This is a genomic window from Thiobacillus sp. 65-1402, from assembly GCF_001897685.1.
In the GTDB taxonomy this organism is placed as follows: domain Bacteria; phylum Pseudomonadota; class Gammaproteobacteria; order Burkholderiales; family Thiobacillaceae; genus Thiobacillus.
The window spans coordinates 1-13,323 of the sequence record NZ_MKUG01000091.1 but is presented as its reverse complement, the minus strand read 5'-3'; the positions used below and the strand labels follow the sequence as shown (position 1 = coordinate 13,323).

The following is a 13,323-nucleotide window of genomic DNA, read 5'->3' as shown; positions in this document are numbered from 1 at the left end:
CCGGCTGGAGAAGGCGCTCGACATGCTCGACATGGCGCCGCCCGACGTGATGAACCACAACCTGGAAACCGTGCCGCGTCTCTACAAGGCGGCGCGTCCCGGCGCCGACTACGCGCACTCGCTCAAGCTGCTGAAGGATTTCAAGGCGTGCCATCCCGACATTCCGACCAAGTCCGGGCTGATGCTGGGGCTGGGCGAGGAGGACGACGAGATCCTGCAGGTGATGCGCGACCTGCGTGCGCACGACGTCGACATGCTGACCCTCGGCCAGTATCTGCAGCCCTCGCAGCATCACCTGCCGGTGCTGCGTTTCGTCACCCCGGAACGCTTTGCGCAGTTCGAGCAGGAGGCGCTGGCGATGGGCTTCAGGCATGCCGCCTGCGGACCGATGGTGCGCTCGAGCTATCACGCCGACCGGCAGGCGGCCGGCGTTTGACTATTTGAGCAGACGCCGCCGCGTCAGCGCCAGCGCGACGACATAGCCCAGGCTGCCGTAAACCAGCAGCGCGGCGGCATGCAGCGCAATGTTGTCGGGCATGCTGCCGACGACCAGCGGGCGCGCCAGATCGATGGCATGGGTGAGCGGCAGCCAGGCCGACACGCTTTGCACCGGCAGCGGCAGTTGCGATACCGGAAAGAACACGCCGCACAGCAGCACCATCGGCGTGATCACCAGCGTGAAGTAGTAGAGGAAGAAATCGTAGCTCGGCGACACCGCATTCATCACCAGCCCCATGCCGCCGAAGCAGAAGCCGACCAGCGCCACCACCGGGATGATCCACAGCGTCATCCAGAAATCGCCGTAGAGCCCGAGTCCCCAGATCACCGCCAGGATCGCCAGCCCGGACAGCAGGCTCTTGGCCACCGCCCAGGTCAGCTCGCCCAGCATCACGTCGTCGAGCGTGAGCGGCGCGTTGAGGATGGCGTCCCAGGTGCGCTGCACGTGCATGCGCGAGAAGCTCGAATACAGCACCTCGAACGTGGCGGCGTTCATCGTGCTGTAGGCGACCGTGCCGGCGGCGAGGAAGGTCAGGTAGGGCATGCCGCCGACATCCGGCAGCAGGCTGCCGAGGCCGTATCCCAGGCCCAGCATGTACAGCATGGGGTCGGCCAGGTTGCCGAGGATGGACGGGATGGCCAGTTTTTTCCACACCAGGTAGTTGCGTTGCCATACCGGGATGAAGCGCCACGACAGGCGTGGGAGGCGAAAAAAATGCGTCATGCGCTTAATCCCTCAAATCGCGCCCGGTCAGCTTGAGGAACACGTCCTCCAGATTCGACGGCCGGTGCAGGTAGCGCAGCGCGGGCGTCTGCTTCAGCGCGCCGATCACGGTGTCGGGGCTGTCGGTATAACAGAACAGGGTCTCGCCGACGGTTTCGAAACGCTGGCACAGGCCGGCCGCGCGCGCGTGCGTCCAGTCGGCCAGCCCTTCGCCGAACACTTCGACCACGGCGGGCTCGATGTGCGATTCGATCAGCGCGCGCGGTGCGCCCTCGGCGACGACGCGGCCATGGTCGAGGATGACGAGGCGATCGGCAAGCCGCTCGGCCTCGTCCATGAAATGCGTGGTGAGGACGATGGTCTTGCCCTCGTTGAGCAGCCGCCGCAGTCCCTGCCAGATGAGATGGCGCGCCTGCGGGTCGAGTCCGGTGGTGGGCTCGTCGAGGAACAGGATGTCGGGGTCGTGCACCAGCGCGCGCGCCAGCGTGAGCCGCCGCTTCATGCCGCCCGACAGCTGCGCGATCTGCGCGTCGGCCTTGCTGGCGAGCCCGGCGAATTCGAGCAGCCCGGGCACGCGCGCGGCGATGGCGGACCTGGCCATGCCGAAATAGCGGCCGTAGGCGAGCAGGTTTTCGCGCACGCTGAAATCGGGGTCGAGGTTGTCCATTTGCGGCACCACGCCGACTTTCATGCGCGCGGCGCGCGCGCGTTTCGGCACCGCGATGCCGGCCAGTTCGATGCTGCCGCTGTCGGGTTCGATCAGTCCCAGCAGCAGCCGCAGGGTGGTGGTCTTGCCGGCGCCGTTGGGGCCGAGCAGGCCGAAGCACTCGCCGCGCCGCACGTGCAGGTCGACCCCGCGCACCACTTCGGTGCCGCCATAGCGTTTGGTGAGGCCGCGCACCTTCAGCACGGGCAGGCCTCCATGAACGCCTGCTTCAGTTCCTTCAGCCTGCCGTGAAAGAAGTGGCCGGCTTCGGGGACGATTTTGGTGGCGAGCTGCTGCTGCTCCGCCCACAGGCGAATGGCGGCGGGCGGAATGAGTTCGTCGGCGTCGCCGTAGATCACCACGGTGTCGGGCGGTACCGGGTCGAATTCATACATGGTGACCGCCGGCGCGACCAGGATCAGCCGCTGCGCGTGGAGCTGCTGGCGCAGCCGGTGCTGCACGAAAGCGCCGAACGAAAACCCGGCCAGGGCCCAGGGCAGGCCGGGATAGCTGGCTTCGACGAAGCGGGCGACTGCCAGCAAATCCTCGGTTTCGCCGACGCCGGCGTCGAATTCACCGTCGCTCATGCCGACACCGCGAAAATTCGGGCGCACGCTGACCCAGCCCGCTTCGTTGGCCGCCTTGGCCAGGGTGGTGACGACCTTGTTGTCGAGGCTGCCGCCGTGCAGCGGGTGCGGGTGCGCGACCAGCAGCAGGCCATGGCGTTCGGCTTCGGGGTCGTCGATCACGGTTTCCAGCCGGCCTGCCGGCACCGGGATGCGCAGCTTGTAGCGTTTCATCTTGGCTGCTTCGCCCGGCCGTTTCACTTCAGCTGCAAGCGTTCGACGATACGCCCCTGTTTGAGGTGGACTTCGAAGATTTCATCGATGTCGGTTTCGTCCACGTAGGTGTACCAGACGCCCTCGGGATAGACGACCAGCAGCGGGCCTTCGTCGCAGCGGTCGAGGCAGCCGGCGCTGTTGATGCGGCATTTGCCCTCGCCATTGAGGCTGGCGTGCTTGACCTTCTTCTTCAGGTAGTCGCGCATGTGCTGGCCGCCGGATGCGCCGCAGCATTTGGCGCCGTCGTCGCGCAGGTTGGTGCAGAAAAAGACGTGGTGTTTGAAATACAGGTCAGTCATCCGAAAAGTCCGAGTATTTGAGCGCGTTGCCATGCGCCCTGTCGATGGGATACTTGCGCGCATTGATCGCCAGCTTGTCGGCGGCGGCATCGAGCAGGTCGATCTCCAGCACGTCGGCCAGCCGGGTCAGGTAGATCAGCACGTCGGCAATTTCCTGGCGCACCGCCTCGTGCTGTTCGGCGCTCAGGTGGCGGCTTTGTTCCGCCGTCAGCCACTGGAAGGGCTCGAGCAGTTCCGCCGTTTCGACGCTCAGCGCCATCACCAGGTTCTTCGGGGTATGGTAGCGTTCCCAGGCGCGGTCTTGCGCAAATTCGCGGATGCGCTGGCGCAGGGCATCGAGGCTGTCGATCTCGTGAGGGCTCATGGACGGCATGATACCGCGGCAGGCGACGGCCCTACGACACCGCTGTCAATCGGCCAACGCTCCCGCCAGGGCGGGGCGCGCGAAACCCTTTGTTTATCAAGGCGCTGCAGTGCCTGCGGTTTGGCCTGCGGCTTGCTTGCAGTCTGTGGCGACGAAACCGGTTTTTTAATCCGCTCTGGCATAATGCCAGCGGATTAACAGCATATAAGGGAGGGTGGAAATGTTTACGATCAACAAGCGCATTGCACGCGTCGGGATGGTGCTGGCCGTGGCCGCCATGGCGGGCTGTTCCAGCCCCCCGACCTATCCGCCCGCCCCCACGCAGACGGGCAGCTACGACTGGAACTATCTGGTCGGGCCGGGCGACTCGGTCCAGGTGTTCGTCTGGCGCAATCCCGAGGTGTCCGGCAGCTTCCCGGTGCGCCCCGACGGCAAGATGACCATGAATCTGGTCGAGGATATCCAGGCCTCCGGAAAAACTCCCAGCCAGCTGGCGCGCGACATCGAGAAGGCGCTCGCCAAATACATCCAGGAACCCATCGTCACCGTCATCGTCGCCGGCGGCATCGGGCCGTTCGACCAGCAGATCCGCGTGGTCGGCGAAGCGGCCAAGCCGCAGGCGCTGAACTACCGTGAAAAGATGAGCCTGGTCGATCTGATGATTGCGGTCGGCGGCCTCACCGATTTTGCCGCGGGCAACAAGGCCTACATTCTGCGTACCGTGGACGGCAAGCAGGAGCGCCTCGGCGTGCGCCTGGAGGACCTGCTGAAAGGCGGCGACGTTTCGGCCAACGTCGCCATGCGGCCGGGCGATGTGCTGGTGGTGCCTGAAAGCCTGTTCTAAGTATGTCTGCGCCGCCAACCGCGGCGCTTTTTGATGGTGGAACGTCCGCATGGATCAAATGCTGCAACAAATTCTGGGTTATGCCAAAGCCGCCTGGCAGCGACGCTGGTGGGGTGTGGCAATGGCCTGGCTGGTGTGCATTGTCGGCTGGACCTGGGTCATGATGATTCCCGACCGCTATCAGGCGTCGGCGCGCGTCTACGTGGATACGCAAACGCTGTTGAAGCCGTTGTTGTCGGGGCTGGCGGCCGAGCCCAATGTCGAGCAGCAGATCAAGCTGATGACGCGTCAACTGGTCAGCCGCCCGACGCTGGAACGGGTCGCGCGCATGACCGACCTCGACGTGAAGGCGAAAACGCCCGAACAGACCGAAGCCATGCTGAACGGCCTGGCGAGCAAGATTTCCATCGCCGACGCCGGACGCGAAAACCTCTACACCATCAGTTATCAGGATGCCAACGGCGATCTCGCCAAGAAGGTGGTGCAGTCGCTGCTGACCATTTTCGTGGAAACCAGCCTCGGCAAGACCCGCCAGGACATTTCCAGCTCGCAGCGCTTCATCGAAGAGCAGCTGCAGCAATACCAGCAAAAGCTGACCGACGCGGAAAACGCGCTCAAGGAATTCAAGCAGAGGCACATCGGCATGATGCCGGGGCAGGGCGGCGACTACTATGCCAAGCTGGCTGAAGCGAGCGGCCAGTTGCGGCAGGCGCAGCTGGACCAGCAGGAAGCCACCAATCGCCGCAATCAGCTCAAGCGCCAGCTGGCCGACGAAGAGCCCGAACTCACCGCGGCTGCCGCCGCGGTATCGACCAACAGCGAGATCGACGGCCGCATCCAGGCGCTGCAGAAGCAGATGGACCAGCTGCGCCTGCAATATACCGACATGCATCCCGACATCCAGGCGACCAAGCGCCTGATCGACAAGCTGGAGGCGCAGAAGAAAATCGATCTGGCCGAGCGCAAGGCCGATCCGGCGGGCGCCAAGATCCAGAACCCGGTCTATCAGCAGCTCACCATCGCCATCGCCGAGGCGGACGCCACCGTCGCGTCGCTGAATGCGCGGGTGGCCGAGTATCAGCGCCGCTACGGCGAACTGCGCAATGCATCCAACATGATTCCGCAGGTTGAGCAGGAATACACCCAGTTGACGCGCGACTACGACGTGTATCGCCAGAACTATGATGCGCTGCTGAAGCGCCGCGAGTCCGTCACCATGTCCGGCGAAGTCGAGAGCAAGACCGATACGGTCGACTTCCGGGTGATCGATCCGCCCTTCGTGCCGAGCCAGCCGGCGTGGCCCAACCGCCCGCTGCTGCTGTCGCTGGTGACCCTGGGCGGCCTCGGCGCGGGGGTGGCGGTGGCTTTCCTGCTGAGCCAGTTGCGCCGTACCGTGGCCGACCGCCGCGCGCTGCGCGAACTGACCGGCCTGCCGCTGCTGGGCGCGGTATCGCGGGTTGAAACCGATGCAACCCGCCGCCGCAAGCGCAAGGGCCTGCTGACCTATCTGGCGGCGCTGGGTAGCCTGATCGCGGCATACGGCGCGGTGATGGTCCTGCAGATGGTCGTGTCGCGTGCGGGCTAGGAGAAACCATGAGCATTATTGAAAAAGCAGCGGGCAAGATCGGCATCGGCGCACCCCGTCCAGATTCCCTCGGCAGCAACGGCGACCCCGGCCACGACGCCAGCCTGATCGAAAACGCGCTCAACAAGCAGCGCAGCAGCCATGCCACGCCCTTCGTCGCCACCCCGGTCGAGCCCATGTTCAGCGCGCCGGGTGGCGATGCGGTGCCGGAAGGCAACAGCCAGGTGCAGTCGATCAATCTGGCGCGCCTGCACCGCATGGGCGTGGTGGCGCCGGATGCCGAAAAAAGCCAGATCGCCGAAGAGTTCCGCATCATCAAGCGCCCGCTCATTGCCAATGCCTTCGGCCAGGGCGCCGCGCGGGTCAAGAACGGCAATCTCATCATGGTCACCAGCTCGCTGCCGGGCGAGGGCAAGAGCTTCTGCGCGATCAACCTCGCCATCTCGATGGCGATGGAAATGGACCGCACCGTGCTGCTGATCGACGCCGACGTCGCCAAGCCGCGCGTGCCCGAATATCTCGGCATCCATGCCGACAAGGGCTTGCTGGATGTGCTGCAGGACAAGGATCTCAAGCTGTCCGACGTGCTGATCAAGACCGACATCTCGAAGCTGACGGTGCTGCCGGCCGGCCGCACCTACAAGCGCGCAACCGAACTGCTGGCGAGCGCCGCCATGACCCGTCTGGTCGAGGACATCGGGAATCGTTATCCCGACCGTATAATCCTGTTCGACTCGCCGCCGCTGCTGGCGACCAGCGAATCGAGCGTGCTGGCCACCCATATGGGGCAGATCGTCATGGTGGTGGAAGCCGAAAAAACCTCGCAGGAGGCGGTGCGCGAGGCGTTGAGGCATATCCAGTCATGCGAGGTGGTGGGCATGCTGCTGAACAAGACCACCCCGACCCCGGGCGCAGATTACTACTATGGCTACTATGGCAGTTCCGGAAAATAAGCTCCGCTCGGGCAGCGCCAGTCCGGCGCCGCACCGCCAGGCTCTCCGCGCAGGCGCTGTTTCTGTTTTCACCGCTTTGGCATTCGCACCTGCCGCAGCCGATTGGCGCTTCGAGCCGACCTTGAACGCGTCCGCCATTTACACCGACAACGTCAATCAAAGCGCGACCAAACCCGAAGATGCAGTGATTCTGAGCGTAACCCCGGGCTTCACGCTGCGCTCCGAAGGCCTGCGCCGGGCGCAGGCCACCGTACACTATGGCCTGACCGGTGTGGCGCGTTTCGGCGGCGACGACAGCGACGACCTCTACCACAACCTCAGTGCCGCCGGAAAAGCCGAACTGGTCGAGGATTTCCTGTTCATTGACGGCAACGCGCGCGTCTCGCAGGAACTGATCTCCTTGCTGGGCTCGCCCGCCGATGCCGAAGTAAACAACAGCAACCGCGCCACCGTCGGCACCTACTCGATCAGCCCCTACATCCGGAAACGTCTCGGCACCTTTGCCAATGCGCAGGCGCGCTACACCGCCAGCGGCGCGATTTTCGAGAACGACGTCGCCAACGATTCCAGTTCGAATTCATTTTCGGCGGGTCTGAACAGTGGAACCCGTTTCGACGATCTGAGCTGGTCTCTCGATTATTCGATCCGCAAGACGGATTATCGCCGCAGCGCCGATACCACGTTCGAGCGTGTGAGCGCCACGATGGGTTATGCGCTGTCGCGGAAGTTTCGCGTGTTCGGCACAGTCGGAGAGGATACGAACGAGTATCTCAGTGCAACCGACACCAGCGGCTCGTTCTACCGTGTCGGCTTCGGCTGGTCGCCCACGCGCCGGACTAGCCTTGAGGCTTCCGGAGGAGAGAGTTACTTTGGTCCGGTCTATAGCCTTTCTGCCAGCCACCGGACACGTCAGACCCGCTGGGATGTGCGTTATTCGGAGGATGTGAGCGATATATCGCGTCTGGCAGTGGATTACAGCAATCTCCAGGCCGTGACTGCGTCGTGCCCCGCGGGGACGGTGCTTCCTGACAAGCCGGACTTGCTTGATCTCGTCACGGCAAAGTGCGACCTGAACCTCTTTTTCGGAACGTCGCTCGCCAACAATGTGTTCATTTCCAGACTGCTGACTGCCGGCGTGGCCTGGGAGGTGGGAGCAAGAACAACCGTTTCGGTGCGCCTGTCCGACCTGACCCGCGAGTTCCAGACGAGCACTCAGGGCGAAGACCGCGTGCAGACTGTCTCGGGCACCCTCACCTATCGCTTGTCGCCGACGACATCCGTGAATGGCGGCCTGTCACTCAGCCGTAACAGCCTGGACAGCGTGGCAGCGGGCGGTACGGCCCGGGAGGATGATATTCTCAGCTTCAGCCTTGGTCTCAGCCGCCGTTTTACCGACCAGCTCAACGGCGCGTTGACTTTCCGCCATACGCAACGGGATTCAAACGCCGCGAATTCAGACTACGACGAGAACCGGCTCACGGCTACGGTCGGCATGCGCTTCTGACCGCCATTCCGGAATGGCACAGCCGTTGCAGCGCATTCTGCGCGCGCACGGGCGGTGCCCCACTCAGACAACGGAACGTCCATGTACGAAGACTATTACCGCTTTAGCGCCAAGCCTTTTCAGCTCAATCCCGATCCGCGTTTTTTCTACGGCTCCAAAGGACACCGGCGGGCGATGGCGTACCTGGATTACGGCTTGTCGCTGGGCGAGGGCTTTATCGTCATCACCGGCGAGGTCGGCGCAGGCAAGACCACGCTGGTGCGCAATCTGTTCCGCCAGCTCGATGCCCACAATCTGGTTGCCGCGCAACTGGTGTCGACCCAGCTCGATGCCGAAGACACGCTGCGCAGCGTGGCCGCTTCGTTCGGGCTGCAGCACGAGGGGCTGACCAAGTCCGCGCTGCTGAAAAACCTGGAGGATTTCCTCGGCGCCGCCAGCCGCCAGGGCAAGCGCGCGCTGCTGGTGGTGGACGAGGCGCAGAACCTGACGCCGCGCGCAGTGGAGGAGCTGCGCATGTTGTCCAATTTCCAGAACAACGAGCGTTCGCTGATCCAGACCTTCCTGCTGGGACAGCCCGAATTCCGCGGCATCCTGCAGAGCCCCGACATGCAGCAGCTGCGCCAGCGCGTGGTCGCCTCGTACCATCTGGGGCCACTCGATGCCGACGAGACGCGCGGCTATATCGAGCACCGCCTGCGCACCGTAGGCTGGCAGGGCAATCCGGGGTTCGAGGACGCGGCGTTTGCTGCGCTGCACCGCTTTACCGGCGGCATTCCGCGCCGCCTCAACACCACCTGCGACCGCTTGCTGCTGTTCGGCTTCCTCGAAGAAAAGGGCCATTTCGGCGAGGCCGAGGTCGACGAGGTGATTTCCGACCTGAAAAACGAGGTGGCGCACCAGGATTTCCATGGCAGCACCGGCGTCGGCAACCAGCTGTCCGCGGGCGGCGCGCTGCACAGCGAAGACACGGCGCGGCTGGCCTTGCGCGTCGAGCAGATGGAGCGCTCGATCAACCGCATCCTGCCCATCGTGCGCAAGATTCTCTACACCGTCAGCGAACGGCCCGCGGCGGACGACGAAGCGCCGTCCGGGCAGCGCGACGCCGCGCATTAGGATCGGCCATGACCCAGGTTTTATGCGTCGCGGGCGCACGTCCCAATTTCATGAAAATCGCGCCGGTGATGGCGGCGCTGGCCGAGACCGGCATCGCCGCGCAACTGCTGCATACCGGCCAGCATTACGACACGGCGATGAGCGACAGCTTTTTTGCCGATCTCGGCATTCCGCGCCCGGATCACCATCTGGAAGTCGGCTCCGGCAGCCACGCGGTGCAGACGGCCGAAGTGATGAGACGCTTCGAGCCGGTGCTCGGCAGCGTGCAGCCGCAGGCGGTGCTGGTGGTGGGCGACGTCAACTCCACCCTCGCCTGCGCGCTGGTGGCGGCCAAGCGCGGCGTGCGCGTGATTCACGTCGAGGCCGGCCTGCGCAGCTACGACCGCAGCATGCCGGAAGAAATCAACCGCGTGCTGACCGACCAGATTTCCGATCTGCTGTTCACCACGGAGAAGAGCGCACTCGCCAATCTGCAGCGTGAAGGCATCGATCCCGCGCGCGTCGAGTTCGTCGGCAACGTGATGATCGATACCCTGCACCGCAATCTCGAGCGTGCGGTGCCGGCCAGCCGGACCCTCGGCACGCCGCTGCCGCAGTATGCGGTGCTGACGCTGCACCGCCCGTCCAACGTCGACGACCCGGCCACGCTTGCCGCGCTGCTGGATGTGGTGGGCGAAATCAATCGCCGCCTGCCGGTCGTCGTGCCCCTGCATCCGCGCACGCGCAGCAACATCGAGAAATTCGGCCTCGCCACCAGGCTCGATGGCCTGCATGTCCTGCCGCCGGTGGGGTATCTGGAAATGCTCGGGCTGATGCGCGACGCCAGGCTGGTGCTGACCGACTCCGGCGGCATCCAGGAAGAGACCACGGCGCTCGGCGTGCCTTGCCTCACCTTGCGCGAAAATACCGAACGCCCGATCACGATTGCCGAGGGCACCAATACCCTGGTCGGCCCCGATCCCGCCGCGATCCGGGCTGCGTTCGGCGAGGTGATGGCGGACGGCGGCAAGAGCGGGCGCATCCCCGAATACTGGGATGGCCGCGCGGCGATGCGCATCGCCCACACGCTGAAGGGCTGGCTGCCGATGCAGAAAGGAATCCGGGCCGCCTGAATGAAGAACGCCATGTCGATCGACGTCGAGGATTATTTCCAGGTGTCGGCGTTCGCGCCGCACATCCGGCGCGAAGACTGGGACACGCTGCCGTGCCGGGTCGAACGCAACGTCGATGCCATTCTCGGCCTGCTCGACGAGGCCGACGCCAAGGCCACCTTCTTCACCCTCGGCTGGATCGCCGAACGCTATCCGCAGCTGGTGCGCCGCATCGTCGACAACGGCCATGAACTGGCCAGCCACGGCTACGGCCATCAGCGCGCGTCCGATCTCACGCCGGCCGAATTCCGCGCCGACATCGTCCGCGCCAAGCGCATCCTCGAAGACCTCGGCGGTGTCGCCGTGCGCGGCTACCGCGCGCCGAGTTTTTCCATCAACCAGGCGAACTGGTGGGCGGTCGAAGAGCTGGAAAACGCCGGCTATGTATACAGCTCCAGCATTTACCCGGTGCGCCACGATCACTACGGCATGCCCGACGCGCCGCGCTTCCCGCACCGCCCGAATGGCGCGGACGGCATCCTCGAACTGCCGCCGACCACCCTGCCGCTGCTGGGGCGCAATCTGCCTGCGGCGGGTGGCGGCTGGTTCCGCCTGCTGCCCTACGCGATGTCGCGCTGGATGCTGCGCCGCGTCAACCGGCAGGATCGGGCGCCGTGCATGTTTTATTTCCACCCGTGGGAGCTCGATCCCGGACAGCCGCGCCAGGCGGGGCTGCCGGCCAGGACGCGCTTCCGTCACTACGTCAACTTGCAGCGCATGCCGGACAGGCTGCGCCGCTTGCTGAACGATTTCGAATGGGACCGCGTCGACCGCGTGTTCCTGCCTGCCCATTGAATACACCCGCCGAACCCCTTGCCATGCCCGTTGCCGCCGCCGAAGTCACGGTGCGGACGCTGCAGGCGAACGACGTCGCGCGCTGGGATGCGTATGTCCAGGCGCACCCCGACGCCAGCTTTTTCCACCGTGCCGGCTGGAAGCGCGTCATCGAGGATGCGTTCGGCCACCGCAGCCACTTCCTGCTGGCCGAGCGCGGCGGCGAACTGGCGGGCGTGCTGCCGCTGGCCGAAATCGACAGCCGCCTGTTCGGCCATAGTCTGGGATCGCTGCCGTTCTGCGCCTACGGCGGCATCCTGGCCGATCACGACGCGGCCTGGCGTGCGCTCGACGAAGCCGCGCAGGCCCTGGCCAAACGGCTCGGAGTCGGCGCGCTCGAATACCGCAACCAGAGCGCGCAGCATGTCCACTGGCCGACCAAGGATCTGTACGTCACGTTCAAGAAGGCCATCGAACCCGAAATCGAAGCCAACATGACGGCCATTCCGCGCAAGCAGCGCGCGATGGTGAGGAAAGGAATCAAGGCCGGCCTGGTCAGCGAGATCGACGCCGACACCGCCCGCTTCTTCAAGGCGTACTCGGCGAGCGTGCATCGTCTGGGTACGCCGGTGTTTTCGCGCAAGTTTTTCCGCGTGCTGAAAAGCGAGTTCGGCGACGATTGCGAGGTGCTCACCGTCACGCTCGATGGCCGGGTGATCTCCAGCGTCATGTCGTTCTACTTCCGCGACGAGGTGCTGCCGTATTACGGCGGCGGGGTGGAGGCGGCGCGGGCGGTGGCGGGCAACGACTTCATGTACTGGGAAGTGATGCGGCGCGCCTGCGAGCGCGGGCTGAAAGTGTTCGATTTCGGCCGCAGCAAGCGCGGCACCGGCTCGTTCGATTTCAAGAAGAACTGGGGCTTCGAGCCGGCGCCGCTGTATTACGAGTATTTTCTGGTGGGCGACAAAAGCGTCCCCGAAATCAATCCGCTCAACCCCAAGTACCGCCTCTTCATCCAGGCCTGGAAAAAAATGCCGCTGGCACTCGCCAACGTCATCGGGCCGCATATCGTGAAGAACCTGGGGTAGGGCATGGCTCAAGTCTTAGACGCCGCCGGCCCTCACCCCGCCCTCTCCCCCAATGGGAGAGGGAGCGAACGTCTCGCTGCGCGAGGCCCAAACCGATGAACGAAGGGCTGCTGTTTCTTGCTCACCGCATTCCGTTTCCGCCCAACAAGGGCGACAAGATCCGCTCGTTCCACCTGCTGCGGCATTTGAGCGCACGCTATGACATCCATCTCGGCGCCTTCGTCGACGACCCCGCCGACTGGCAGTACCAGGACGCCCTGCAGCCCTATTGCGCATCGCTCAGGCTGCTGCCGTTGCATCCGCGCCGCGCCAGGCTGGCTAGCCTGGGCGGACTGTTGACCGGCGAAGCGCTGACGCTGCCGTATTACCGCAGCCGCGAGCTCAAACGCTGGGCGGCCGGGCTGGCCGCTTCCGGGACGGTGACCCGCGGGCTGGCGTTTTCCTCGGCGATGGCGCAGTTCATGCCGGAAAACCTCGCGCGCCGCGTGCTCGACATGGTCGATGTCGATTCCGATAAATGGACGCAATACGCATCGACGCAGCGCTGGCCGCTGTCGTGGGTGTATGCGCGCGAAGGCCGCAGGCTGGCCGCATGGGAGGCGCGGGCGGCATGCGATTTCGACGCCACGCTGCTGGTGTCGCGCGACGAGGCGGCCCTGCTGCAACGGCGCGTGCCGCTTGCGCGCCATAAGATCGGCGCGTTCGAGAACGGCGTCGATGCCGACTATTTTTCGCCGCTGCGCGACTACCCGGATCCGTATCCGCCCGGCGTGCAGGGCGTGGTCTTCACCGGCGCCATGGACTACTGGCCGAATGTCGACGCCGTGACCTGGTTCGCCGAGCGGATTTTTCCGGCCATCCGCGACGCGGTCCCGGGC

General features: G+C 64.8%; 15 protein-coding genes. 10 read left to right on the top strand and 5 right to left on the bottom strand.

The features are described 5' to 3' along the window. A partial coding sequence (locus tag BGO62_RS07665) for a radical SAM protein (RefSeq protein WP_363924010.1) occupies positions 1 to 436 on the top strand: 436 nt, incomplete at its 5' end. Here the strand turns inward: BGO62_RS07665 and BGO62_RS07660 are convergent. The 5 genes from BGO62_RS07660 to BGO62_RS07640 are packed head-to-tail and all read right to left on the bottom strand — an operon-like array spanning position 437 to position 3,442. Then, complete coding sequence (locus BGO62_RS07660; protein ID WP_296640913.1) at positions 437 to 1,222, bottom strand: ABC transporter permease; 786 nt, start codon at positions 1,220 to 1,222, stop codon at positions 437 to 439. A 4-nt stretch (positions 1,223 to 1,226) separates the two neighbouring features. Then, positions 1,227 to 2,132: an ATP-binding cassette domain-containing protein gene (locus tag BGO62_RS07655; RefSeq protein ID WP_296640911.1), complete on the bottom strand. Its 906-nt coding sequence runs from the start codon at positions 2,130 to 2,132 to the stop codon at positions 1,227 to 1,229. Continuing rightward, entirely contained in the window at positions 2,126 to 2,728 is a 603-nt protein-coding gene (locus tag BGO62_RS07650; RefSeq protein ID WP_296640910.1) for an alpha/beta hydrolase, read from the bottom strand. The genes BGO62_RS07655 and BGO62_RS07650 overlap by 7 nt, the downstream gene beginning before the upstream one ends. A gap of 23 nt (positions 2,729 to 2,751) precedes the next feature. Further along, positions 2,752 to 3,069 carry a (2Fe-2S) ferredoxin domain-containing protein gene (locus BGO62_RS07645; protein ID WP_296640907.1) on the bottom strand — a complete coding sequence of 106 codons (318 nt, stop codon included), beginning with the start codon at positions 3,067 to 3,069 and terminating at the stop codon, positions 2,752 to 2,754. Further along, positions 3,062 to 3,442 (bottom strand): nucleotide pyrophosphohydrolase, encoded by a 381-nt coding sequence (locus BGO62_RS07640; RefSeq protein ID WP_296640906.1) that lies wholly within the window; start codon positions 3,440 to 3,442, stop codon positions 3,062 to 3,064. Before BGO62_RS07640 ends, BGO62_RS07645 begins: the two co-directional genes overlap by 8 nt. A gap of 211 nt (positions 3,443 to 3,653) precedes the next feature. Here BGO62_RS07640 and BGO62_RS07635 point away from each other — a divergent pair, with 211 nt between their 5' ends. The 9 genes from BGO62_RS07635 to BGO62_RS07595 form a co-directional block, all read left to right on the top strand. Further along, positions 3,654 to 4,277 (top strand): XrtA/PEP-CTERM system exopolysaccharide export protein, encoded by a 624-nt coding sequence (locus BGO62_RS07635; protein ID WP_296640902.1) that lies wholly within the window; start codon positions 3,654 to 3,656, stop codon positions 4,275 to 4,277. 58 nt (positions 4,278 to 4,335) lie between these two features. Then, positions 4,336 to 5,862 carry an XrtA system polysaccharide chain length determinant gene (locus BGO62_RS07630; protein ID WP_296640901.1) on the top strand — a complete coding sequence of 509 codons (1,527 nt, stop codon included), beginning with the start codon at positions 4,336 to 4,338 and terminating at the stop codon, positions 5,860 to 5,862. 8 nt (positions 5,863 to 5,870) lie between these two features. Continuing rightward, positions 5,871 to 6,815 carry an XrtA-associated tyrosine autokinase gene (locus tag BGO62_RS07625; protein WP_296640900.1) on the top strand — a complete coding sequence of 315 codons (945 nt, stop codon included), beginning with the start codon at positions 5,871 to 5,873 and terminating at the stop codon, positions 6,813 to 6,815. Further along, positions 6,796 to 8,319, top strand: coding sequence for a TIGR03016 family PEP-CTERM system-associated outer membrane protein (locus tag BGO62_RS07620; RefSeq protein WP_296640898.1), 1,524 nt, complete (start codon positions 6,796 to 6,798; stop codon positions 8,317 to 8,319). The genes BGO62_RS07625 and BGO62_RS07620 overlap by 20 nt, the downstream gene beginning before the upstream one ends. An 81-nt stretch (positions 8,320 to 8,400) precedes the next feature. After that, a complete protein-coding gene (locus BGO62_RS07615) occupies positions 8,401 to 9,432 on the top strand; it encodes an XrtA/PEP-CTERM system-associated ATPase (RefSeq protein ID WP_296640896.1) in 1,032 nt (343 codons plus the stop codon). A gap of 8 nt (positions 9,433 to 9,440) precedes the next feature. Next, positions 9,441 to 10,544 carry a UDP-N-acetylglucosamine 2-epimerase (non-hydrolyzing) gene (gene wecB, locus BGO62_RS07610; protein WP_296640894.1) on the top strand — a complete coding sequence of 368 codons (1,104 nt, stop codon included), beginning with the start codon at positions 9,441 to 9,443 and terminating at the stop codon, positions 10,542 to 10,544. Next, the gene (locus BGO62_RS07605; RefSeq protein WP_296640892.1) at positions 10,545 to 11,378 is read left to right on the top strand and encodes an XrtA system polysaccharide deacetylase; all 834 of its coding nucleotides are present in this window, start codon (positions 10,545 to 10,547) and stop codon (positions 11,376 to 11,378) included. Between the two features lie 23 nt (positions 11,379 to 11,401). After that, positions 11,402 to 12,445, top strand: a complete 1,044-nt coding sequence (locus tag BGO62_RS07600; protein WP_296640891.1) for a FemAB family XrtA/PEP-CTERM system-associated protein — start codon at positions 11,402 to 11,404, stop codon at positions 12,443 to 12,445. Between the two features lie 95 nt (positions 12,446 to 12,540). Beyond that, positions 12,541 to 13,323, top strand: a 783-nt coding sequence (locus tag BGO62_RS07595) for a TIGR03087 family PEP-CTERM/XrtA system glycosyltransferase (RefSeq protein WP_296640889.1), incomplete at its 3' end; no start/stop codon positions are given.